Source organism: Bacteroides sp. CACC 737 (assembly GCF_013874375.1).
In the GTDB taxonomy this organism is placed as follows: domain Bacteria; phylum Bacteroidota; class Bacteroidia; order Bacteroidales; family Bacteroidaceae; genus Bacteroides; species Bacteroides uniformis.
Genome location: NZ_CP059408.1, coordinates 26492 through 52268 on the forward strand (window position 1 = coordinate 26492; position 25777 = coordinate 52268).

13 protein-coding genes are annotated in these 25777 nt (G+C 43.1%); 7 read left to right on the plus strand and 6 right to left on the minus strand.

Features of this window, described 5'->3' with window-relative positions:
- Window positions 1-5: 5 nt before the first annotated feature.
- Together H1A11_RS00290 and H1A11_RS00295 are read right to left on the minus strand one after the other, a co-directional pair.
- Window positions 6-1499, minus strand: a complete 1494-nt coding sequence (locus tag H1A11_RS00290; RefSeq protein WP_118275161.1) for a RagB/SusD family nutrient uptake outer membrane protein — start codon at window positions 1497-1499, stop codon at window positions 6-8.
- A gap of 18 nt (window positions 1500-1517) precedes the next feature.
- Window positions 1518-4574, minus strand: coding sequence for a SusC/RagA family TonB-linked outer membrane protein (locus H1A11_RS00295; protein WP_118275163.1), 3057 nt, complete (start codon window positions 4572-4574; stop codon window positions 1518-1520).
- Between the two features lie 705 nt (window positions 4575-5279).
- Between H1A11_RS00295 and H1A11_RS00300 the strand changes: the two genes are divergently transcribed.
- The gene (locus H1A11_RS00300) at window positions 5280-5441 is read left to right on the plus strand and encodes a hypothetical protein (protein WP_165491379.1); all 162 of its coding nucleotides are present in this window, start codon (window positions 5280-5282) and stop codon (window positions 5439-5441) included.
- Between the two features lie 228 nt (window positions 5442-5669).
- On the opposite strand, the gene H1A11_RS00305 is transcribed toward H1A11_RS00300, so the two are convergent.
- From H1A11_RS00305 to H1A11_RS00315, 3 genes are all read right to left on the minus strand, one after another.
- The gene (locus H1A11_RS00305; RefSeq protein ID WP_117599254.1) at window positions 5670-7268 is read right to left on the minus strand and encodes a RagB/SusD family nutrient uptake outer membrane protein; all 1599 of its coding nucleotides are present in this window, start codon (window positions 7266-7268) and stop codon (window positions 5670-5672) included.
- A 20-nt stretch (window positions 7269-7288) separates the two neighbouring features.
- Window positions 7289-10255, minus strand: coding sequence for a SusC/RagA family TonB-linked outer membrane protein (locus H1A11_RS00310; protein ID WP_287636568.1), 2967 nt, complete (start codon window positions 10253-10255; stop codon window positions 7289-7291).
- Window positions 10256-11089: 834 nt separating this feature from the next.
- A complete protein-coding gene (locus tag H1A11_RS00315) occupies window positions 11090-12280 on the minus strand; it encodes a site-specific integrase (protein WP_117599260.1) in 1191 nt (396 codons plus the stop codon).
- Window positions 12281-12733: 453 nt separating this feature from the next.
- Here H1A11_RS00315 and H1A11_RS00320 point away from each other — a divergent pair, with 453 nt between their 5' ends.
- From H1A11_RS00320 to H1A11_RS00345, 6 genes are all read left to right on the plus strand, one after another.
- Window positions 12734-15952, plus strand: a complete 3219-nt coding sequence (locus H1A11_RS00320; protein WP_226791302.1) for a TonB-dependent receptor — start codon at window positions 12734-12736, stop codon at window positions 15950-15952.
- A gap of 27 nt (window positions 15953-15979) precedes the next feature.
- Window positions 15980-17608: a RagB/SusD family nutrient uptake outer membrane protein gene (locus H1A11_RS00325; protein WP_226791303.1), complete on the plus strand. Its 1629-nt coding sequence runs from the start codon at window positions 15980-15982 to the stop codon at window positions 17606-17608.
- Window positions 17609-17642: 34 nt separating this feature from the next.
- Window positions 17643-18560 carry a hypothetical protein gene (locus H1A11_RS00330; protein ID WP_120164391.1) on the plus strand — a complete coding sequence of 306 codons (918 nt, stop codon included), beginning with the start codon at window positions 17643-17645 and terminating at the stop codon, window positions 18558-18560.
- A gap of 163 nt (window positions 18561-18723) precedes the next feature.
- Window positions 18724-19980, plus strand: a complete 1257-nt coding sequence (gene hflX, locus H1A11_RS00335; RefSeq protein WP_119961765.1) for a GTPase HflX — start codon at window positions 18724-18726, stop codon at window positions 19978-19980.
- A gap of 108 nt (window positions 19981-20088) precedes the next feature.
- Window positions 20089-22080, plus strand: a complete 1992-nt coding sequence (locus H1A11_RS00340) for a DUF4954 family protein (RefSeq protein WP_181757582.1) — start codon at window positions 20089-20091, stop codon at window positions 22078-22080.
- Between the two features lie 133 nt (window positions 22081-22213).
- A complete protein-coding gene (locus H1A11_RS00345) occupies window positions 22214-23854 on the plus strand; it encodes a fumarate hydratase (protein WP_005824254.1) in 1641 nt (546 codons plus the stop codon).
- Between the two features lie 276 nt (window positions 23855-24130).
- Here the strand turns inward: H1A11_RS00345 and H1A11_RS00350 are convergent, their stop codons facing one another.
- A complete protein-coding gene (locus tag H1A11_RS00350) occupies window positions 24131-25771 on the minus strand; it encodes an amino acid permease (protein ID WP_044467866.1) in 1641 nt (546 codons plus the stop codon).
- Between the last annotated feature and the right edge of the window lie 6 nt (window positions 25772-25777).

Here is a 25777-nt window from a genome sequence, read left to right on the forward strand (position 1 = left end):
CTTTATCATTTCTGCAAATTGGGATTATTCGTTACTTCACGCTCTGGAATTTCAAAGATCAATCTGGAGTCATCGTATGAGATCGTTTCACCAGTCAATGCGTAGTTGTTGTCACCACGTACCATTGATTTGTGGAAACGTTTCAAGGTAAGTAAACCTCGTCCTTCGGCCCACATTTCTACACGCCAGTTGTAGTATATGTTTTCCAGTAATTGATCAGCATTCATATTGTCCACTTCTGCAGCCGTGGCCTGATCCCGCTGTTCTAATAGAGCCTTCAATGCTGCTTTTGCCTCGGGCAGATGATTTGCCCGTGCATTGGCTTCAGCATTTATCAGGTACATCTCTTCAACTCGCATGTAAACAATATCATTTGTCCATGTACGGTCTCCCATTGCTTTTCTTCCGGCATCATAAAATTTATACCAGCTAATCAATACAGACGGATGAAACCACTGTTTACGAGTATCTGTTTCAGGTATTTCATTATACAGATTATGGTCTATCATTTTATAATCACCTGCAGAACAGTAGCTATAAGTGAAATAATCTACCTGTCCCCAGAATGTGGGCAAACCTCCGGTGTTATCTTTGGTAATATCAAATGCCCACATCCATGAACCGATATTGATACTCCGGAATCCAGATTCGATAATTTCAGTTTCACTCATCAAAGGATATCCTGAGTTATTGATAATATCGGAAGTTAATGCAGCAGCATTCTCATATTCACCTTTGGTCAAATAAACATAGGCAAGTATTCCTTTAGCTGTCCATTGGTCGATTTGGTCCTTAGTGCCGTTGGGACGACCAATACCTGCTGCTTCCAACTCTTCCAAAATATTTATTGATTCCTTCAAGTCGATAATAACCCGTTCATACACTTCCTCCACTGTGGAGAGTCCTAATGTCTCTGCTGTGGTTTGAGAACGGTAAAGAGGTATGGCCTTAGCATTTTTATCAATATCGTAAGGTTTTGCATATAAATTCACCAAATTGAAATACGAGTGAGCCCTCAAAGCTTTTGCTTGTGCATAATAATTTTGGTTATCCTCATTAGCCGGTACACTTTCATCTCCTCCTACAGTGTCAAATATTTCATTGCAGGCCTTGATGATGCGGTAATAATACCTCCACAGCATGTAGGTTCTGTTTTTTGTGGTAGTATTACACTGCAATCTAGCTGCATCGCTAAACCAGCCGTAGGTTTCTCCGCTCATTGCCAGATCCCCACTCATTAAATCTGTGGCAATATCAATGGATTTTTGTCCGAAATCGTCGTGATTCGTTGTACCGCCTGTCTGCCAGGCAAATGTTGTGGAATACGTACCTAATGCCTGACCTAACATGATATTAGGATTCCACACTGCATTTTCTTTTATCTGGTCAGATGAAATATATCCATTTGGATCTTCCTCCAGAAAAGATTCTTTACAGCCAGAAAGCACCAAGGCTACTAATGCAGAACAAGCTGCTATTTTATATATTACATTTCTCATATTCAAATGATTTTATTGTTAGAACTGAATCTTAATACCTCCCATAATAGTACTCAATGGAGCATACTGACTTCTGTCAGAGCCTCCGGAATCCTCATTAGGATCTGTACTGACGGTATTTCCTGCCATTGAGACAAATCCCTTACGAGCCGAAATGAACATCAGGTTGTCACCGGAAACATAAACCGACAAGGAACCAATGTTCATTCTATTCATCCATTTTTTAGGGAATGTGTAGGATAATCTTACATTGGATAAATTCAAATAAGAACGACTGGTAATGAACCGAGTAGAAGATGCATTTGTATATTCATCATATCCGGAAGTTAAACGTGGCACGTCTGTTATATCACCCGGCTTTTGCCAACGATTTTCAATGTCATTATGCCAGTTTCCACTACCAGGTGTATTGTTAGACATTAATGTAGCATATACACCGTCGTAAGCATATCCTCCTAAGCTATAGGAGAAAGTCGTATTTAATTCGAAACCTTTAACAGCTAAATCAAAACCGAATCCCCCTTGTAAAGTCGGAATACCTGATTTCCCGACATATTTCTTAGTTGCGTTGTTATAATCGGAGGTCTTTTCTACTTCCAAACGCTCTATTTTATTGTTCTGCTGGTAAGTTACCATATCTGTAATCAAGTCCTTGCTTCCATCGGCTTTTACATTATAGTATGAGTTGTATAATGCCATACCGGTTTCTGGATCTACACCGGCATACTCTCTTATATAGAAATCATACAGAGAATGTCCTTTCGACCATCCGTAAGCACCTTGTATCTCCAATGGCTTTTCTTTTCCTGTGGTATCATCCATAGGCATCTGGGTCATTTTATTCTTATAATGTCCACCATTAACACGTAAATCAAGACTTATATCATTCGTTTTCACAAGATGTGCCACCAAAGAAAATTCGAGACCCTTATTGACCATTTTACCGTCATTGACGGGGTATTGTGCATATCCCAGCGATGGAGATACTTGCTTTAGGAACAACATATCTTTGGTAGTCTTATTATAGTATTCCACTTCACCTTCCAAAATATCGGCTATATTAAACTCGATACCAGTATTCCATGTTTCGCTGCGTTCCCATGTCAAATCAGGATTACCTTTATATTTAAAGCTAAAACTGATTTCATCATTTAGGTTACCGATCGTATACAAATCATTGTAAGGATAATAACCTGCAATGGTAGGATTGGTGATAAAGTCTTGGTTACCCAACACACCCCAACTTAACTTGTATTTCAAATTCTTCAACCAGCTCACGTCTTTCATGAAATTTTCGTTAGTGATGGCCCAGGCGGCGCCGATAGAACCGAATGTTCCCCATTTCTGTCCTTTGGCAAAACGTGATGAACCATCACGTCTTAATGTTCCATGAAAGAAATATTTATCGTTATAATCATATCTAATTTGTCCGAAGTAGCTTTCCATGTCAAACCCGTAGGTTTGAGAATCCATATAGTCCATAATTACAGCATTAGACCATTCTGTATTGTTAGGACGAACAATCTTTGATTTCTGGCCATAGTTGTCAGATGACTTGTAGAATGTAGATTCATGCGCAACGAATGCATCGAGATTGTGCACACCAAAACTTTTCTTCCATGACAATATCTGGTTTGACGTGAAGCTGAAGAATGTACTCATGTTTTTGAAAATACGTCCTAACCCCTCTGCATCACCATAATATGGATTTGTCAATTCATTGTTTTTTGTACCAAGATATTGCAATCCAAAGTTTACCGTTCCTTTGAAGTCTTTCAAGAAAGTTGCTTCAAACATGGCATTGCCGTTGAATGAATGAGATTGGTACTCATTCTTGTCCAATTGAATCGCTCCGGCTGGATTTACGCCTGAAGCGTAAGGACGTCCATAACCTTCAGCCATACCATAATCATACAGATATCCTCCGACCACATTATCCTTTATTTTATTGCCATCTGCATCACGTTGGAATACCGGAAATATGGAAGGCATAAAATTAATGAATTGGAAACCATTGTTCATGTTGTCACCTTGACCGGGCTTATTCAGTTCCATATAGCTATAAGCCATATTAACATTTGATTTCAACCATGAAGTGATGTCTTGAGACAGATTGGAACGGGCATTAAAACGTTCAAAATCAGAACCTATATAGTATCCTTCATCTTTCAAGTAACCGAAAGAGGTATAATGTGATAACTTGTCGCTGCCTCCTGATATCTTAACATTGGCTTCTACTTTTTCTCCTGTACGGAAAATATAATCTTCCCATTTCTCCGGAGTAAATTTGCGGACTACACCTGCCTTGAATTTGCCAGTAGAAGGGTCTATGACATCTCCCGTACTCCACATATTATATCCTTTGTATATTCCAGTATTTTGATAGCCTTTTTGAGGATCGTCATATCCCCACAGCAGCTTGCTTGCCATAGCTGCTGCAGCAGCTTCATCACGTCCACCAGCATATTGATATTTATTTTTAATGCCTTCCCATGTCAGCTCAATGAACCGCTCGGGACTTTCCATCGTATCATAAAGAGGTATTATACGGGTGTTGATACCATATTTTACATTTGCTTCAACTTGCGTTTTTCCTTTTTTACCTCTTTTGGTGGTCAGCAAAATTACTCCATTGGCAGCTCTTGAACCATATAGAGCTGTTGCTGTTGCGTCCTTCAATACGGTAGTTGACTCTATGTCTGAAGGATCAATTCCACTTAAATCTGAACCAAAGGGGATTCCATCCACTACATACAGCGGAGCACGGCTTGAATTTACAGAACCTAAACCGCGAATTCTGATGCTTGCATTTGAGCCGGGTTGTCCACTAGTTGAAATAACTTGTACACCTGCTACTTCACCGGTTAGCGCTTTAGATAATTCGGACGGATTTTTGTTAGCAATACGGTCTCCTTTAATTTCAGTAGCGGAACCTGTGAAGGATCTTTTTGTAGCAGTACCATAGGCAACAACTACAACTTCATCCAAAAGTTCAGTATCACTCTGCATGACAACCCGTACATGCGGCTTAATTGTAACCTCTTGAGTCTGCATGCCGATGTACGAAATTACCAGAGTTTTCGCGGAACTACACTATCTGTATTCTGTTGATAATAAAGAATATACAATAAGTCAAAGAATTGGCTAAAACAAGGAATACTCTTTTCAAAGCTGTCCTATATGGGTCTACAATAAACAAAACCTTACTTATGTGATACCATTAACAAATGTAATATTTTGATTAATAGTTATTTGAGTGTTAATTAATGTACTGCAGTTGTAAAATTAGCATTCCTCTTTTTAAAAGAATGGGTGATTATGTCAATATCTATCATTTGTTTATTTTTCGTTGAATATTTACTTGTATTATTTATTTCATCCATAAGAATATTGCATTTCATGTAAATACTATTTTAAATTACAGAATAACTATTCCTATTTCAAATAGAGAAAGTCTGTGTTTGTCGGATAAAAAACTAATGAACTTATGAGGTTATTTCTAAAGGATCTTAAATAAATTACTTTATAGTTTTTTGTGTAAAAGTTCAAAAATAAATTCATTTTATACAAATATCGTCTTTAATTAGTATTATCGTAATGTACACTACGGATAATAGTGGACTTGATGTAAAATAATAGGTGTATTATGAAATTCTATGGTCAAAAAAGAGTTGGCTGTTTTAAAGAATATAGCAGAACAGTTTCAAGAAGAATCGCAAATGCCGGTTTTAGTAGGAAGAAAGCGCATCGGTAAGACCTCACTTTTATTGAAATCAACGGATGAAAGACCGACATCGTATTTTTTCATTTTATGAATTGGTCGAAATTAAACACAATCCTGAACGGATAGGTTGGGGGATATTGAAGAAAAAAGTCACAATCAACAAAGAATGGAAAAACTGCTCTGTTTCTTATAAAGGGCTTTCTTTGGAAGATATGTAATCTTGAAATAACACTTCCCCCTGAAGTCTTTTGTTGGATTAAGAGAAGAAAGCCACCCATTTCGCAATGAGTGGCTTCTCAAAAACACTTTATTATGAAATTCCGGTATGTTCAACCGGATGAATCATCATAATTGCCGCATTATTATTGTTGGGGTAATGCAGCTTGATTAGTCTGCACAGATAGCGCTTCTGTGTCATTTTTCCGTATAACATGTCCTTTGAAGTATTAATTCTGGTCGCTCGGAGAAAGCTGAGAATTATTCTCTATTTCAGAGAGAGGTAACTGGTAAAGGAACGGCCTGTCTTCTTGGTTATAACGGAACTTACCGGCAGAGAAGTGATTATTATTTTCTGCGCCCCAAGTTTCATCTGTACGATCTACAGGAATATTCAAACGACGATTATCAATATATTCCAAACCTTCACCCCAGAACTCTACACGTTTCTGATAAATGATTTCCTCTATCAGGTCAGCCTTGTTCGTGAAAGTGTAATTATAATCGGGCTGGCGGGTCTTCATAAAGCTATTCAGTTCAGTCACTGCTTCAGCAGAACCCTTGTGAGCCAAAGCTTCCATTTTTATCATGTAAGCTTCTTCTGAACGCAGGTAAATATAATCTCCCAGTTCCCATCCGCTGAACACACCGGCCTTGATGTTATCACGACCTGTACCGATAAATTTTACGGCTTGGTATTCCACGGCAACTGGAGACTGAGTGTCACGAATCAATGTTATACGATTACCGGAGTCATCTGTTACACCTGTAGAACGGTCGCAGCAGAACCATTGCAGACGGATATCAGTATCCGCGATACGGTCTACTAATGGCTTAAAGGCAGCGCGCCATACACCGATGCCGGCATAACCATCGCCATAAGTATCCATCTGCGAGAAGAAAGACATATAAGTTGTACTATTGTCTGCTGTAACATCGCTACCGAATACTACATCCGGCAAGCTGATATTACTGAATCCTTGGAGTATCTGGTCTTCACTCTGCAATATAGGGAAATTATCAATCACCACCTGCGCATACTTTATCGCCTCATCCCATTCATGGATAACCATGTTCGCACGAGCCAAATGCATAGCTACCACGCAGCCATCCATATCAGTGGGTGAGGAAGTACGCGTCATATCCAAATTCTTGAACAAGTCGAAAGCAGTAGTAAGGTCACTCTTGATTTGTTCATAGATTTGGGCTACAGTAGCACGTGGCTGGTCACCTTCCGTATCCTCTGTAATAAGCGGTACACACGGAGACTGGGAGAAGTCATATTTCTCTCCACGGCCCCATTTCGTTCCATCCGCACCGGTATAGTAGGAATGCTGGTATAAGTAAGTCAGTTGTAAGTAGGCGTAGCCACGGAAACCAAGAGCGATGGCACGATATTTCAAATTGGCGGGATCTTCACTGCTGGGGTCAATCAGCTTGAGGATGTTGTTGGCATTGGCTATGACACGATAGTACTCTTTCCAACGGTTGTTGGTCGGAGTATAGTTCTGTTGCCAGTAATCCAGCAAATAATGATACATACTCATAGCGAAACGTCCGGTCATAATCATATCGTTGCCCATCAGCGATGTTAAGTAATCAAAACTCTTTTGACCGAAATAGTTGTGACTCATATTGACGTCAACATACTGTTGCATATCAGTATACATACCTGCCACAGCAGCTGAAAAAGCCTTATCAGGATCTTCCTGAGCCACATTGCCCAGTTGGTCTTCAGTCAAATAAGCGGTAACATCAGCATCTTCAATGCAAGATGTAAGCAGGCCCCCGACAAGAAGCACCTGCATCATATATTTCATTATCTTCATATACAATTTTATTTTTTAGTTTAGAATGTAAGGTTGATACCTCCGGAAATCACACGCATCGGAGAATAGCCTCCATATTCATTATCAGAACCAGCCATTGCCACACGAGGGTCAAATCCCTGACGTTTGGACCACAAGCCGAGATTATCTGCCGTAGCATAGATACGCAGTTTCTCAACACCCAATTTCTGCATCAAGTTCTTCGGCAATGTGTAGCCCAAAGTGATGTTACGGATGCTGAAGTAGCTGGCCTTTACCAGATTGAGGTCTGATTGCTGAGTGAAAGAGTTGGAAGCATTGTCGGCATTCCAAATAGGAAGTGAACCTTGACCGGTCTCAGGGTTGAATGTTTTCCACATATCCTTATTATGACCTACGTAGAATGAAGAGCTCATGCCGGACAGATAAGAGTAGTCATAAGCATAGCCACCAATCTGGAAAGCCGTTGCTATAGAAAGGTCAATTCCCTTGTAAGAGAAAGTAGTGCTCAAACCACCGTTGAAATCGGGCAGCGCAGATTTTCCAATGAAGTAGCGGGTTGCGTCTGCATAAGTGGTGGTGGTAGTACGGCCTGTCACTTCCCCTTTCTCGTTTGTCTCATCCATGTACCACATGGCATTTCCTTTTTCGTCCATGCCGGCATACATATAAGTATAGTATTCAAAGCGGCTCTTACCTTCGCGCAGGTTGAACGGACCGGAAGTGATACCATTTTCACGGTTTTCTTCGGGTAATGTCACAATACGGTTCTTGTAGTGGGAGCCTACGAGCGATACCGTCCACTTCAGGTCAGACTGATTGAAGATATCCACATTCACTTCAAACTCTATACCAGTGTTCTTCATCGCACCCAGATTTTCCCAGTTATACGGCCGTCCGGCTGTAGAGAAAGCTACGGGACGCTTGAAAAGCATATCGTCCGTACGACGATAAAAATATTCGAATGAACCGTATACTCTATCGAAGAGACGGAAATCTACTCCCACGTCAAAAGTCTTCTGCTTTTCCCAGGTCAAGTCCGGATTACCGTAGAATTCCGGTGAATAACCCAGCTCTGAACCATTCCAAGTAACTGTGTATTGGTCTTGATAAGGCGTGTACACATAGGCATAGTCATATTCCGAAAGGATGCTTTCATTACCCTGGGTACCATAAGATGCACGCAGTTTCAAGTCGTTCAACCAAGAATTTGTACCTTCCATGAATGCTTCGTTGGAAATACGCCAAGCAGCACCTACCGACCAGAAATTACCCCAACGGTCCAAAAAGCGGGAAGTACCGTCGCGACGGAAAGCGGCAGAAACGTAATATTTATTGCTATAGTCGTAGTCTGCCATACCGAAATAACCCTCGATGTTATGGTTTGCCGTGTAGCTATTGATGTATTGCATTTGTCCACCGTTGTCCAGTTCCGGATTGTTCGGATTAAAGAAGTTGGTCTTCTGTCCTGCCAAATACTGATATTCATACTTGTAGTACTCGTGACCTATCTTGGCCGACAGGTGGTGGTTATCGCCAAATACATTGCTGTAAGCCAGAATCTGGTTGAAGTTGGTAGTCGTAGTGTTGTAGCTTCCTTTTGTACCACGACCACCGAAAGACTGTCCGTCACCGATGAGCGGAGTGTAGAATACTGTCTGGCTACTGTTCGTGAAATCATAACTATAGTTTGCTGTAAACTTGAAATTCTTCAAGAACGAGATTTCCAGATACGAGCGTGAAGTCAGATTATTGTACACAGTTTCACGAATATCCTCTTTCATATTGGCTATCACATTCTGGTTAGTAGCCGTAGGACGTTTAGATGTACCGTCTGTTTCACCATTTCCGGCATCATACATGGGGCTTCCATCCTCATAATATTTCATGTTACCTTCTGCATCATAGGCATGAACCGGAAAGATAGGAGCCCAAGAACGTGCTACTTCGAAAGGATTGGAGGCAGCTCCGGCATTCTCTTGTACACCATTCTGAGTTGCTTTGGAATATCCTACATTGGTACCTACCTTCAACCAGGATTTCAACTGGGAGTTAACGTTGGCACGAGCTGTAAAACGCTCATAAGAAGAACCTAACACATAAGAGTCATTATCCAGAAAGCCCATAGATACATAAAAATCTGTACGGTCATTACCACCCGATGCAGATATATTGTATTCTTGGCGGAAGGCATTGTCGAACAAGGCATCGGCAAACGAATCATTATAACGCAAACGTGCATTGGGGTTAAGTTTTCCATCAGGTGTTACTAAATATTCTCCTTGCGGGATGATATATGCATTGTAATTACCCAGTTCGCCCAGTAAATCCTGACTGGCTGCTAAATTAGAGTCTTCAATGGATTTTCCAGCCGCCCAATAGGTATTACGAAGACCATACCAAGACAAACGATAGAACTCTTCCGGATCAGTAGCCATATCATAATCTTTGTACGCACGCTGTGCCACACCCCAGGTACCGTTAAAGTTGATGGCCACCTTGTCTTTGCGTCCGGTCTTGGTAGTAATCATGACCACACCACCAGCTGCGCGGGAACCATACAAAGAGTTGGATACAGCATCTTTCGACACGTTCACTGAAGCAATGTCCGTAGGGTTGATGTCCGACAACTTACCGTTGAAGGGCACACCATCTACTACAATCAGCGCATTGTTGCTGGCTGAAATAGAACCGATACCGCGCAATACGATATTGGCATCTTGTCCCGGCTGGCCGGAAGAGCTTACAACCTGCAAACCGGCCACAGCTCCTTCTAGTGCATTGGACACGGATGTAGCTTGTGAATTACTGATAATCTCATTCTTTACACTGCTGATAGAGCCCACCAAATCTTGTTTGCGTTTAGTGCCATAAGCCACTACTGTTACTTCATCAAGTATCTCTGTATCAGGCATCATAACCACTTTTACGCTCGGTTTGATTACCACTTCTTGAGTCTTCATACCGATGTATGAAATCACCAGAGTTTTCGCGGAACTATATTTTATTTATCTTATTAATAATCAGATAATTATGCTATGTGCTAGAAATAACTATAGCGAAATTTCCTTTCTCACAAGGTATGTGTATGGAGGGACGACGCATAAAACCTTACTGCTGTGATACTATTTGTAGGATTAACAACCAGGTTATCAGATGTATACCATAAAGTTAATACGCTGCTTAAAGATTTTAAATGATTCTTCCTCTTATATGAAGCATGTCTTTTGTCAATATCTATCATCCTAGCTGCTTTCAATGAAGTATTTACTCTACATTGTCATTTTATTAGCGAAACTACTAAAATCTATGTAAAAGAATATTTCAATAGCTTCAGAAAACAGCAAATTCAAAACTTTCTGATTGGCTAAACAATCAAGACAACAATTGTTTCCTCATAGCAGTTTTCATCATTTTTGCTTCCACGCTTCCACCCGTTCCTTATATCCCTCTATTTATCGGCATTACAGATGCTGTGGAAGCAATGCAAAAGTGTGGAAGCAAATTTTGCTTCCACACCTCCAATCTGTTTAAATATTGATAACACACCAATGTTAATCTTCTATTCACACTATACTGTATCTAATTGATTATAAATAGTTTCTTGCTGCAAGATTTTGCAAACCTATTGCAGTGATACTGCAAAGCTGTTGCAGTGGTACTGCAAACTAATATGCAGTGCGGCTGCAAGCAATATGCAGTGGTACTGCAAGCAATATGCAGTGGTACTGCAAAACGTATGCAGTGAGTTTGCAGCGAGCAGGTTGAAACAGAATAGTGAGTGAACAGACTTTAAAGGAGAAGTATATGACTAATGATATGAAAGTGCAGTATTGACTATGCTAAGTTCGTGTTTTTTTAGGCAAAGGCATGAGTGCATGGTTCTTTTCTAAATCATGTACTATAGTCATATCCATTACATTCGTATACACTTGTGTGGTTTTAACACTTTTATGCCCCAATAATTTTTGCACTGTTGTAATGTTTACTCCATTATAAATCAATAGAGTTGCATTAGTATGGCGAGCGGTGTGAAATGAAATCTTTTTTGATAAACCGGCTAGGCGGGAAATCACAATTAAATTTTTGTTCACATTAGAGTTATCCCTTAAATGAAAGAAGCTTTGTAAGTCATCCCGATATTTGTCCAGAATAACAAGCCCTTTTCCTTCGAATAAGAGATAAAGAGGTAATCTGACTTCTGTACTCGTCTTTATGGATTTATAAATTAGCCAGGTTTCTTGACGGATCTCCACGATGTTATCGGGTGATAAACTGATAAAATCAGAATATCTCATTCCTGCATAGCAACAAAACAAGAATGCATCTAAAGTCTTCTGCAATTTAGTATATCTGCCAGCCAAGCTTAATTTCTCCAACTTCTCCAGCTCTTCAGGAGATAAGTGCGTATGCTTGTTTTCTATAGTTTTAATCTTGTACTTTCGAAAAGCGTATTTTTGTATCTCTATATAATCCTTGTTGATGGCGACATTTATATGTCGCTTCAGATGCTTCATATGTTTGGCTATCGTATTTGTGTGATAGCCTCTTGATTGCAAGAAATATTCAAAGGAGGATATGAATTCGAATGTTAAATCAGAAAAGGTTACATCCTTTTTGAACTGTTGTAATAATGAAAGAGTGGAGAGGTGATTTCGTTTTGTACTTTCTTTCAGAGCAGAGTTTGCTATCTCTTGTCTACAAAAAGAAATAAAAGAGGTTTTGTTTTCGTTTGTGCTCAAAACCTCCTTTAGTAACTCTAATGAAATACGCCTTCCTTGCTGCCACAATTCCAACTCTTTTTTTTCTATCATAGCCATAAATTCATATATCAATCTATTCAGTGCATCCGCATTAGGATGATTCTTCACGATAAGCTTTTTATTGTCCCATTGTTCTGGCTTTAGATAAACTTTGGTGGAGAAATACTTTTTCTTTCTGTCCAAATAGGCTTCTACTTGCACTAACGCCATTCCTTTTTTATTCAGGCTTCTTTTTCTGTTGTACACTAGATTGTAAATAATTTTACTCATTTTGCTTGATTTTAATTAATACTAATAACAAATAAGACGATATTCTGTGCTCGGTGAGAATAGAATAAGAATTAATATCTCTAAAAAGTGTCTTTTTGTGTTTAGCTATTAATCGGTATTTAATCTCCGGAAATTCTCATTTTGTTTCAAAATCAGGTATGTTTTTTGTTTTAGCAGCTTGTTTATTAACCATTTTGTTTTAAAATATGTGTATTTCTTGGAAAAATCACCTTGAAAGAGGGAATCATAGTGATAGTAAACATAAGCCGGTTTAGGTTTTTTAAGTATGAAAAATCTGTTATTAAGCATAAAGTAGCGTGTTTAGTTAACAAATTGATAGATTTACAAGGTTTTTTCAATAAAATAGTTGTTCGTTTCAGTTTTATTAATATATTTGCACTTTGTTAGAGTAAAGAAACAATTAATGTAAAGTTAAACTTTAAGAGAGAATTTATGAAAAGAAAATTAATGCTGTTATTGGCCTGTCTTTTTGTTGGAATAGGCCTAGTAACTGCCCAAACCCAGAAGGTTACAGGTGTTGTAATTTCTGAAGAAGACGGGCAGCCAGTTATTGGAGCCTCTGTATTGGTAAAAGGTACACAAGTTGGTGCTATTACCGGTGTAGATGGTGATTTTACATTACCAAACGTACCAAGTTCCGCGAAAACTCTGGTAATTTCTTATATTGGTATGCAAACCCAGGAGGTGACAATAAAACCTAGCGTAAAAGTGGTGATGAAGTCTGATACAGAGATGCTTGATGAGGTAATGGTAGTTGCTTTCGGTACAGCAAAGAAGTCTGCATTTACGGGTTCGGCTAAGGTGATAGGTACGGAAAAGCTGGAGCAGTCGCAGGTGACAAACGTTACCGATGCTTTGGCTGGTGCTGTGCCGGGTGTGACATTGACATCCAATGACGGTGCTCCTGGTTCAAAGTCATCCATCAAGATCCGTGGTTTCAGTTCACTCAATGCAGGAAACGACCCTCTGATTATTGTGGATGGTGCTCCTTATAGCGGTGATATCAATAATATCAATCCCAACGACGTTGAATCAATGACGGTATTGAAGGATGCGGCTTCCAATGCTCTTTACGGTGCGCGTGGTGCTAACGGTGTAATTATCATCACTACCAAGAAAGCCAATATGTCGGGTGAGGCCAAAGTAACTTTCGATGCCAAGTGGGGAGCAAATACCCGTGCGTTGCAGAAATATGACGTGATTGACAATCCTGGCATGTACTATGAGACGCACTATGAGGCAATGAAAAACTACTATAAATATGAGGGGGGAATGAGTGATCAGGCTGCATGGCTTGAGGCAAATAACAATTTGTTTGGCTCTAACGGTGGCTTGGGTTACAATGTCTATACGGTTCCCGAAGGACAATACCTTATCGGTCAGAATGGCAAGCTTAATCCCAATGCCACATTGGGTAGAGTTGTGAATTATAAAGGACGCGACTATCTGCTTACTCCGGATGATTGGGACGATGTAGGTATGCGTACCGGTTTACGTCAGGAATATAACTTCTCAGTGAGCGCAGCTAATGAAAAATCTTCTTTCTATGTTTCTTTAGGCTATCTTGGAAATGAGGGTATCACTGAAGGTTCTGACCTGAAACGTTTGACTGGCCGTTTAAAAGCCGACTATCAAGCCAAGAAGTGGTTGAAGATCGGTGGTAATATGGCATATGCGCGATTTGATTCCAATTCATTGAGTAATAATGGTTCCAGTAGTTCTCAAGGTAATGTATGGGCATTTATTACCCAAATGGCTCCCATCTATCCTGCTTACGTACGTAATGCTGATGGCAGTATCATGGTTGATAAGAATGGTATTGGAATGATGGACTACGGTAGCGGTATCAATGCAGGTATGCAACGTCCTTTCATTCCTGATGCCAATCCTATTCTGGACAACAAACTTAACACCCATAATGCTGAAGGAAATGCTATCAGTGGTAATGCTTTTGTAGACATAACTCCTATAGAAGGGTTAAAGGTGACATTCAATGGTACTTTCAACTTGGATGAGACACGCTTTACATATGTTTATAATCCTTATTATGGACAGTTCGATTCTACCGGTGGTACAGTAAGCAAGAGCCATCAGAGAACTTACGACTACAACTTGCAACAACTTGTCTCATATGCCAAATCATTCGGAAGCAATAATTTCGATATTTTGTTAGGACATGAATATTATGACTACCGCCTTTCTTATTTGGGAGCCAGTAAGTCACAGATGTTCTCTCAGGACAATCAGGAATTGGATGGTGCCATTATAGATGGACAGAGTGCTTCTTCATATAAGAGTCGTCGTAACAATGAAGGCTTCTTCGGACGTTTGCAATACAACTATGACGAACGCATCTTCGGCTCAGCTTCCTTGCGTCGTGATGCTTCCAGCCGTTTCCATCCAGACCACCGCTGGGGTACATTCTGGTCGGCAGGTGGTGCATGGCTCATCAACAAAGAAAGCTGGTTTGATGCTTCTTGGGTGCAGGAACTGAAGTTGAAGGCTTCAATCGGTTCACAAGGTAACGATAACATCGGTGATTTCCGCTATACGGATAGATTTAATATTATTAATTCCAATAATAGTCTCGGCACTTCGTTCTACTCTAAAGGTACTAAGGACATCACTTGGGAAACCAATACCAATTTCAATATCGGTGCGGAATTCCAATTGTGGGACCGCGTTACCGGTAGCATAGAGTACTACAGACGCAAGACTTCAGATATGTTATTCTCATTCTCCGTGGCTCCTTCATTGGGTTATTCTTCTTATCTGGACAATGTTGGTAACATGGTCAATAGTGGTGTAGAAATGGATTTCAATGTGAATATCTTCGATACACGTAACTTTACGTGGGACGTAAATTTGAACATCTCAACTTTGAAGAACCGTATTACGATGCTTGATCCTGACAAGTTGATTACTACTGAGTATACAGCTGACGGAAAGGGATATAAGGGTTATTCTAACGGAAGCTTCTTCATTGGTGAAGATTTGTCTATGTTTACATGGCGTATGAAGGAATATGCCGGAGTGGACGAAGAGGGAAGAGCCTTGTATTATAAGAATGTTAAGGATGAGGCCGGCAACATCACCGGACGCGAAACGACTTGGAACCATGCTGAAGCTGACTATTACATCACAGAGGAAAGCACGATGCCCAAGGTATACGGTGGTTTCGGTACCAAACTGAAAGTATATGGTGTAGATTTCGGTATTAACTTCACTTACCAGATTGGCGGCAAGCAGTATGATGGCACGTATGCATACTTTATGTCATCACCCAAAGGCACGGCAGGTTACAACTATCACAAGGATATCCTAAAGTCATGGACTCCCGAGAACACCAACACTGATATTCCGCGTTTCATGATGAATGACCCTTCATATCCGGCTTCATCATCTACACGTTTCTTGACCGATGCAAGTTTCTTGAATATCCAGAACATAAATGTGGGCTATACATTGCCTTCCAAGTGGACAAAGAAACTGGCTATAAGCTCTTTGCGCGTGTACATGTCGGCAGAAAATGTTTTCTACTGGTCTAAACGTAAAGGGTTCGACCCGCGTCAATCATATGACGAGACGACCAACGCTACTTTCTATTCACCGATGCGTACCATCTCCGGTGGTGTGTCATTCGAGTTCTAAAACTAAATATTATAGATAACAATGATTATGAAGAAAAATATATTCAAGTTGTTTTCAGCCATGGTGGTATCGGCTACAGTACTAACCGGCTGTATAGAAGAGGTTTTTCCCGAAGATTCTACTGCGACCTCCGAGCAAATCGGTGCGTCAGCTACGGCACTTGAGGCTGCAGTCAGTGGCATGCCGTCACAAATGGTACAAGGCTATCTGGTGTATGGTAGCCAGACCCATGAAACCGACCTTGGCTATCCTTCGCTGATGTTGGCACAGTCTGAATTGTTGGGCGATGTAGTGGACACAGACTATGGGTATGACTGGTGGTGGCCCTTCAATGCAAGCTTGCAGATGTATGACAATGGTTATTACTCATATTTGCCTTACTTTACTCTATATAAGTTTGTTAAATCGGCCAATGACGTGATTTCAGTTGTTGACGTTACCGATCCCACGATTACCGATGAGATACGTGGACTCGGCAGTATATCCCATGCTTTCCGTGCGTTTAGCTATTATACGCTGATGGTGCTTTTCGAGCCAGTAGAGAATATCTATACTGATTGTAGCAAGGTGTTGGGACTGACAGTGCCCATTGTAACTGAGGAAACAACTAATGACATTGCGAAGAGCAATCCGCGTGCGACTCACGAAGAAATGGTGAACTTTATCCTTTCTGACCTTGACAAAGCAGAGATAGGTTTGGAGTCTTATATACCTACTAGCAAGAATTTTCCCGACTTGGCTGTAGTATATGGTCTGAAAGCTAAGGTATATATGTGGGATGGCCAATTTGATAAAGCTGCCGAGTATGCCCGCAAGGCTATTGATAAGTCGGGTGCAACTCCTATGAACGAAGCACAGTGGCATAACCCCACTACAGGTTTCAATACGGCTACTTCTGCATGGATGTGGTATCTTCACCCCACAGCTTCCAACATGGGTAACCTTGCTAATTTCATCGGTCACATTTCCAATGAAGCGGATTGGGGATATGCTTCTTTGTCTAAACTCCAAATGGCACGTTCACTTTATGACGCGATTCCTACTACCGATTTCCGCAAATATTCTTACCTTGACCCGGACAGATCTGTTTACGCTTACCAGTCTGTGAGAGGCAATGAGTGGTTGGACGAACAGCCGGATTATATGTCATTGAAGTTCCGTCCCGTGGGCGGTGACTATAGCACTTATTCTGTGGGTGCGGCTGCTGATATTCCCGTGATGCGTGTGGAAGAGATGTATCTCATAGAGGCTGAAGCTGTAGGTGCCAGCCAGAGTGTGGCAGCAGGTGTACAACTGTTGAATAACTTTATGAAGCAAAATCGTCAGTCTGATTACAGTTTTAACGCAGGCGATTTGCGCAGTTTCCAACTTGAGGTCTTGAAGCAGATGCGTATCGAGTTTTGGGGAGAGGGGGTTGCATTCCCTACTGCCAAGCGTTTGAAACCGGATGTTATTCAGCACTATGAGGGTACCAATTTTAAAGAAGATAACTTCAAGATCAACTGTAAAGGTGTGAAGCCTAACTGGACGCTGATGATCCCCAAGACCGAGGTGGATTCAAATATCGCGCTTCAAGGAATGAACAATCCGGACCCGACCGGTGCTATTCCTAAGCGTCCTACTCCGATAGGAGAGTTTGCGCCTGGTAACAATTAAATTAAATGAACTAACTTTATAATTGAATTTGTATATGAATAAGATATTTAATAAACTGTTTTGGGTCATGGCTGTATGCGGCTTGACAATGACGGCTTGTTCAGACGATATTGACTGGAATCCCGGTGCTGCTGCCGATGGACAAGGGGTCTTCTTCCCTTCGAGTCAATCAAGCAGTATAACGCTGACCGAGACGTCTGGTTCTTTCGAGGTAAGTGTATTTCGTACAGTAAGTTCAGGAGCCTCCACCACACAAATAACTGTTACTCCCGGTGAGAATGCTGCTGGCATTTTTACAGTTCCTACCGAAGTAAGCTTTGCTGATGGTGTGACAGAGGCAAAAATAACGGTGACTTACCAGAATATGAAGCGTGATGTCCCCTATACTTTGACCCTCTCTGCAGTGGACGGCACTCCGTATGGCATTACTGACTTGACGATCAGTGCCATTTGTCCATTAGTTTGGGAAGTGGTAAGTACTAATGCCACATTGATAGACAATATGTTTGAGGCATTTGGTGCTGCCGGTGTTAAACTGACCGGTATTACGGTGGAAAAGCATCCCGAACTTAACAAATATCGTTTTAAGAGTCCTTATGACAATTCTTATTTTAACTCTTTGTTTGGCATAGGAACTCTTCTTCCTGATGATTTTAAACTTCCTTATATTGAGTTGGACGGTAATACTTATCCGGGTGGATATTATATCACTGTTACAAAATTGGGATGGAAAATGGTAAATGGTGTAGGTCCTGAGGCCAATAGCGATTGGGGAACTTTCGGTTCTGTTTATGGAAATCTTTCCGAAGACCTTGGTACTTATCCATTGGGAAGCTACAACGATGCTGAGAAGGTATTTGATTTGGGAGCTCTTTTCTTTTGTATAGATGACAGTGGCTCTGAATTAAATTATCCTCTTAAGGGTACAACTTTGCTGTATCTGAACAACTGATTTTTGTTTGTATTCCGTGTGATACGGAACTTATGAATGTGGAGGGTGAATTATAATAGAATTCATCCTCCCTTTATTTTATCTCCCTTTCTAAGGAGCTTCCGCTAAAATTATATATATTTGCTGCCCGAACCAACAATATATATAATAAGGTATAGAAACTATGAAAGAATTTGTAATCTCCGAAGTGCGGGCAGAAACAGCGGTATTGGTAGGTCTTGTCACGAAGACTCAGGATGAGCGTAAGACCAACGAATACCTAGACGAGCTTGCATTCTTGGCTGAGACAGCCGGGGCGGAAGTAGTAAAGCGGTTTACCCAAAAGCTGGACCAGGCGCATTCCGTGACCTACGTCGGCAAGGGCAAGCTGGAAGAAATCAGAGAGTACATCCGTAATGAAGAAGAAGCCGAGCGTGAAGTCGGCATGGTGATTTTTGACGATGAACTTTCTGCCAAACAGATACGTAACATTGAAGCGGAGTTGAAGATTAAGATATTGGACCGTACTTCGCTCATTCTCGATATTTTTGCCATGCGTGCCCAGACTGCCAATGCAAAAACGCAGGTGGAGCTGGCTCAATACAAGTATATGCTTCCTCGTCTGCAACGTTTGTGGACCCACTTGGAACGCCAGGGTGGTGGCTCCGGTGCCGGTGGAGGTAAAGGTTCCGTGGGACTTCGCGGTCCGGGTGAAACGCAGCTGGAAATGGACCGCCGTATCATTTTGAACCGTATGTCATTATTGAAGGAACGCTTGGCTGAGATTGACAAGCAGAAGTCTACCCAGCGGAAGAACCGCGGACGCTTGATTCGTGTGGCATTGGTGGGATATACCAATGTAGGAAAATCCACATTGATGACTTTGCTTTCGAAAAGTGAAGTCTTTGCCGAGAACAAGTTGTTTGCCACGTTGGATACTACGGTGCGTAAGGTGATTATTGAGAACCTGCCGTTCCTGCTTTCTGATACAGTGGGCTTTATCCGTAAATTGCCGACGGATTTGGTAGACTCCTTCAAGTCTACTCTGGACGAGGTACGCGAGGCAGACTTGCTGTTGCATATCGTAGACATCTCTCATCCGGATTTTGAAGAACAGATAGAAGTTGTGAACAAGACGTTGGCAGATATCGGTGCCGCCGGTAAGCCTATGATTCTTGTATTCAATAAGATAGACGCTTATACCTATATAGAGAAAGCGGCTGACGACCTTACCCCCAGAACCAAGGAAAACTTGACACTCGAAGAACTGATGAAGACGTGGATGGCTAAGATGGAGGATAACTGCCTCTTTATTTCTGCCCGCGAAAAAATCAATATGGAGGAACTGAAGAGTGTAGTTTATCAGCGTGTGAAGGAATTGCACGTGCAGAAGTACCCCTATAATGACTTTCTTTATCAGACCTACGAAGAAGAAGTTTAATTTTAGTTATGAGTTATAAGTTATGAGTTATTTGCTGGCAGCGGTTTGAATCGGTAGTGCCGGCAAAGGCAATAACTTATAACTCATAACTCACAACTTGTTATAAGGATGAATTACAGAAGACTGACCGAAGATGAAATTCTCCGGTTGAAGAGCCAGTCATGTCTGGCTGATGATTGGGGGAAAGTAACCGTTGCAGAAGAGTTCTCAACGGAATTTGTGCATCATACCCGTTTTTCGGGTGAGGTGTGTTTGGGAGTGTTCCATTCAGAATTTATGTTGCCGGGAGGAATCAGGAAGCATTCCGGTTTGCGGCATGTGACGCTGCATAATGTAACGGTGGGAGATAACTGTTGCATTGAGAATATCCAGAACTACATTGCCAATTATGAAATAGGGCATGACACCTTCATTGAGAATGTGGATATTATTCTGGTAGACGGTGTGTCGAAGTTCGGTAACGGGGTAGAAGTGTCTGTCCTGAATGAGACGGGAGGCCGTGAGGTGCTGATTAATGATAAACTCTCCGCACACCAAGCCTATATTCTGGCGCTTTACCGCCATCGTCCGGAACTGATTACACGGATGAAGGAAATCACGGATTTTTATTCCAACAAACATGCTTCTGCTGTAGGAAGCATCGGGAACCATGTAATGATATTGAACACCGGTTCCATAAAGAATGTGCGCATCGGTGATTATTGCCGCATCTGTGGTACATGCCGTCTGTATAACGGAAGCATCAACAGCAACGAGGTGGCGCCGGTACACATCGGGCATGGGGTGATTTGTGATGATTTTATCATCTCTACCGGGTCTCATGTAGATGACGGAGCTATGCTGAGCCGCTGCTTCGTGGGGCAGGCATGCAAGTTGGGACACAACTACTCTGCTTCGGATTCTTTGTTTTTCAGCAACTGCCAGGGAGAGAACGGGGAGGCGTGCGCTATTTTTGCCGGACCTTATACGGTGACACACCATAAATCCACGTTGCTGATTGCTGGTATGTTTTCCTTTATGAATGCCGGTTCGGGGTCCAATCAGAGTAACCACATGTATAAGTTAGGACCTATCCATCAAGGCACTTTGGAACGTGGTGCCAAGACGACTTCCGATTCGTACATCTTGTGGCCTGCAAGGGTGGGGGCGTTCTCCTTGGTAATGGGGCGCCATGTCAACCATTCCGATACTTCGAACCTGCCGTTCTCTTACTTGATAGAGCAGAATAATACCACCTACCTTGTACCCGGTGTCAACCTGCGTAGTGTGGGTACCATCCGTGATGCTCAGAAGTGGCCGAAACGTGACGGGCGTACAGACCCGAACAAACTGGATTACATCAACTATAATCTTCTCAGCCCCTACACGGTGCAGAAAATGTTCAAGGGACGGGAAACGTTGCAGAATCTGCGTCATGCCAGTGGCGAGCTTTCGGACATCTATTCTTTCCATAGCGCGAAGATACGTAACTCGGCTTTGGTGAAAGGCATCCGCTTCTATGAAATAGCCATTCATAAGTTTCTCGGAAACTCTGTCATCAAGCGCTTGGAAGGCATTGACTTCCGGAGCAATGAAGAAATACGTGCCCGTTTGAAGCCCGATACGGTCATTGGCAGCGGCGAATGGGTGGATATTTCCGGATTGATAGCCCCAAAGAGTGAGATAGATGCGCTGATAGACGGTATTGAGTCCGGCAAAGTCAATCGCTTGAAGTCTATCAATGCCGAGTTTGAGAAGATGCACAGCAACTACTATACCTACGAATGGACCTGGGCGTATGAGAAGTTGGAAGAGTTCTATGGTATCAAGCCGGAAGGTATGACGGCAGAAGACGTCATACATATTGTCGAAAAATGGAAAGAAGCAGTAGTTGGCCTCGACCGCATGGTGTATGAGGATGCTAAGAAAGAATTTTCACTGGCTTCCATGACGGGCTTTGGAGCTGACGGCTCACGCTTGGAAAAGGAACTCGATTTTGAGCAGGTACGCGGCGACTTTGAAAGCAATCCGTTTGTAATGGCTGTGCTGAAACACATTGAGGTGAAGACGGCGCTGGGCGATGAACTGATAGGGCGGATGCAGCGGGTGTCAGAAAATTAATTATGATTTGTTGCGTTTTTACTCTAATTAAAGAATTATTTCAATAATAGTTTTTACCTTTGCTCTGTAAAGGCGGTTTTCAGGCTGCCTTTGCTACCCGAATCACTTTTAAACATTAAATATACGAGTAATTATGGCAACAACACCTCCGTTCAAGTATCAGCCCATGTTCGAGAAGGGGAAAGATACTACTGAGTATTATCTGCTTACAAAAGATTACGTGTCAGTAAGCGAGTTTGAAGGAAAACCTATCCTGAAGATTGAAAAAGAAGGTTTGACGGCAATGGCCAATGCGGCTTTCCGTGATGTATCGTTCATGTTGCGTCGTTCGCACAACGAGCAGGTTGCTAAGATTCTGAGTGACCCCGAAGCAAGCGATAACGATAAATACGTGGCACTCACCTTCCTGCGCAATGCAGAGGTAGCATCCAAGGGGGTACTTCCTTTCTGCCAGGATACGGGTACGGCAATCATCCACGGCGAAAAGGGACAACAAGTATGGACTGGCTACTGTGATGAAGAAGCTCTCTCACTGGGTGTTTACAAGACTTATACCGAAGAGAACCTGCGCTATTCGCAGAATGCTCCCCTCACCATGTACGATGAGGTGAATACGAAGTGCAACCTTCCCGCACAGATTGACATCGAAGCTACGGAAGGTATGGAGTACGAGTTCCTCTGCGTAACCAAGGGTGGTGGCTCTGCCAACAAGACTTATCTCTACCAGGAGACAAAGGCTATCCTCAACCCCGAAACATTGGTTCCCTTCCTTATCTCAAAAATCAAGACTTTGGGTACGGCAGCTTGTCCTCCCTATCACATCGCATTCGTTATCGGCGGTACCTCTGCCGAAAAGAACTTGCTGACTGTGAAACTGGCTTCCACCCACTTCTACGATAACCTACCCACTACCGGCAATGAGTTCGGCCGCGCTTTCCGCGATGTGGAACTGGAGAAGCTGGTACTGGAAGAAGCTCATAAGATTGGCCTCGGTGCCCAGTTCGGCGGCAAGTATCTGGCTCACGACATCCGCATCATCCGCCTGCCGCGTCACGGTGCGTCTTGCCCCGTGGGTCTGGGTGTTTCCTGCTCTGCCGACCGTAACATCAAGTGTAAAATCAATAAAGAAGGTATCTGGATTGAAAAGCTCGACAGCAATCCGGGTGAACTGATTCCCGAAGAACTCCGTAAGGCCGGTGAAGGCGACGTGGTGAAGATTGACTTGAACCAGCCGATGGCCGATATTCTGAAGGAACTGACCAAGTATCCGGTTTCCACCCGTTTGTCTCTGAATGGAACCATCATCGTAGGCCGTGACATCGCACACGCCAAGCTGAAAGAACGTCTGGACCGTGGCGAAGACCTGCCGCAGTACATCAAAGACCATCCCATCTACTACGCCGGTCCTGCCAAGACTCCTCAAGGCATGGCTTGCGGCTCCATGGGCCCGACTACTGCCGGACGTATGGACCCGTATGTAGACCTCTTCCAAAGCCACGGCGGCAGCATGATTATGCTTGCCAAAGGTAACCGCAGCCAGCAAGTGACAGATGCCTGCCAAAAGTATGGCGGTTTCTACTTGGGCTCTATCGGTGGTCCTGCCGCTATCTTGGCACAGAACAACATCAAGAGCATCGAGTGCGTGGAATATCCCGAGCTCGGTATGGAAGCTATCTGGAAGATTGAGGTGGAGAACTTCCCTGCATTCATCTTGGTGGACGATAAGGGCAACGACTTCTTCAAGCAACTGAAGCCTTGGAATTGCAGCAAATAAGAACTTATTTATACGATATGGAAAAGCCGTTCCGGAGATAATTCCGTGAACGGCTTTTCTGTATTGAAAATTAATACTTTGTGGCTTCCTATGGGGCAGAGACGGTTGTTTCTTTTCATGAGAACTGTTGTTTCTCTTGATGGAAAGTCTTTCTTTCTATCGCTGTTTGTGAGGCATTCCCACATCATGCTGGTTATCTTATTGGCTTTAATCCAAACAATGGGGTTTCTACAGACATGATGATTTCGGGTGAAGGCTGGAATGCCTTTAAGCTTATTATCTCCTCCAGATTCTCCACATATAGTAAGCGCAGTGCGTGAATGCGAAAACAAACGAGATAATCAGCAGCACTTTGCTTTCTCCCCATCCCACAGTCTGTTGGTGCCACAGTCCGGTGATGACACAAAGAACGGCAAGGATAAGTCCAATCATGTTCAAGGTCACCTGCCCGTGGCGGGTGTCGCCTCCATGCTCCAGCTTACTGTGCTTCATGCCGTAGCCCACGTAGATGTCCAGACCGATGAGCATCCACAGCACCAGGCGTATCCATGTATCGGCAGGAAGGAACAACATCATGCAAAGGCAAGTAAGAATACCCAGTATGGGGATAAGTGGAACAAGTGGGGTTTTAAAGGAACGGGGCACGTCAGGCATGGTTCTGCGTACTACCAGTACAGCGGCACAGACCAGCGTGAAGGCCATCAGCGTGCCGATGCTTGTCATCTCTCCGGCCAGCCGTGCGGGTACAAAAGCTGCCAGCAGGCCCACAAGTACCATGAAGAGCAGGTTGCTGCGTGCCGGAGTACGGAACTTTTCGTTGATATGCGAGAAGAAAGGAGGCAGCAGCCCGTCGTGGCTCATGCTCAGGAATACGCGGCTCTGTCCCAGCAGCGTCACCATGATGACGGAGCAATATCCGAACAGAATGGACAGCACGATGGCACGGTTCAGCCAGGGATAGTCCGGCTGGATGATACCTGCCGCATCAGCCTGCCCCATGTGCTCTATGGCTATGGCAACGGGAGCAATGCCTTGCTGTCCGCTGAAGGCGGTGTAGTGTGCCACTCCCGTCATGACGTGGGCAAAAACCATATAGAGCACGGTGCATACCAGCAAGGAGACCAGAATGCCGATAGGCATGTTCCGCTTCGGGTTCTTCGTCTCTTGGGCGGCTGTGCTCACAGCGTCGAACCCGAGGAAGGCGAAGAATACGATGGCCGCCCCTCGCAGGATGCCGGAGAAGCCATATTCGCCCAGCACGCCCGTATTGGCAGGGATGTAAGGTGTATAGTTGTCGGTATTGATGTATTTCCAGCCGAGTATGACAAAAATCAGTATGACGGAAACCTTCAGGAATACAATGAAGCCGTTGAAGATGGAGCTGCCTTCCGTACCCCGTATCAGGAAGAGGCTCATCAGCACTACGATAAGGAAGGCGGGGATATTTACGACTCCACCATCCCAGGGACAGGCGGTGAGGACTTGCGGTAGATGTATGTCCAGTCCCTCGAGAAAGACGACCAGATAGCGGCTCCAACTGATGCTTACCGTGGTTGCGGCTACGGTGTATTCCAATACCAGGTCCCACCCGATAATCCAGGCGATGAGTTCGCCCATCGTGGCATACGAGTAGGTGTATGCGCTGCCGGCTACGGGTATCATGGATGCAAATTCCGCATAACATAGTCCGGCGAAGCAGCATCCCAGTGCGGCAATGGCAAAGGACAGTGTGATGGCCGGTCCCGTATAGCCTGCCGCCACCGTTCCGGTGATGGAGAATAGACCCGCTCCGATGATGACTCCCACGCCCAGGGCAACAAGGCTCCACGGACCAAGTACACGTTTCAATGTTTTCTTTCCGGAGGCATTCGCCTCCGCTTGCAGTGCCTCGAATGGCTTTCTGATGAATAATCCCATTGTGCT

Bases quoted from the DNA above. Each gene is read 5' to 3' on its own strand.
- H1A11_RS00315 (WP_117599260.1), bottom strand. From the start codon at position 12,280: ATGAGTAAAATTATTTACAATCTAGTGTACAACAGAAAAAGAAGCCTG.
- H1A11_RS00340 (WP_181757582.1), top strand. From the start codon at position 20,089: ATGAATTACAGAAGACTGACCGAAGATGAAATTCTCCGGTTGAAGAGC.
- H1A11_RS00350 (WP_044467866.1), bottom strand. From the start codon at position 25,771: ATGGGATTATTCATCAGAAAGCCATTCGAGGCACTGCAAGCGGAGGCG.
- H1A11_RS00290 (WP_118275161.1), bottom strand. From the start codon at position 1,499: ATGAGAAATGTAATATATAAAATAGCAGCTTGTTCTGCATTAGTAGCC.
- H1A11_RS00320 (WP_226791302.1), top strand. From the start codon at position 12,734: ATGAAAAGAAAATTAATGCTGTTATTGGCCTGTCTTTTTGTTGGAATA.
- H1A11_RS00330 (WP_120164391.1), top strand. From the start codon at position 17,643: ATGAATAAGATATTTAATAAACTGTTTTGGGTCATGGCTGTATGCGGC.
- H1A11_RS00325 (WP_226791303.1), top strand. From the start codon at position 15,980: ATGAAGAAAAATATATTCAAGTTGTTTTCAGCCATGGTGGTATCGGCT.
- H1A11_RS00345 (WP_005824254.1), top strand. From the start codon at position 22,214: ATGGCAACAACACCTCCGTTCAAGTATCAGCCCATGTTCGAGAAGGGG.
- H1A11_RS00305 (WP_117599254.1), bottom strand. From the start codon at position 7,268: ATGAAGATAATGAAATATATGATGCAGGTGCTTCTTGTCGGGGGCCTG.
- hflX (WP_119961765.1), top strand. From the start codon at position 18,724: ATGAAAGAATTTGTAATCTCCGAAGTGCGGGCAGAAACAGCGGTATTG.
- H1A11_RS00300 (WP_165491379.1), top strand. From the start codon at position 5,280: ATGAAAGACCGACATCGTATTTTTTCATTTTATGAATTGGTCGAAATT.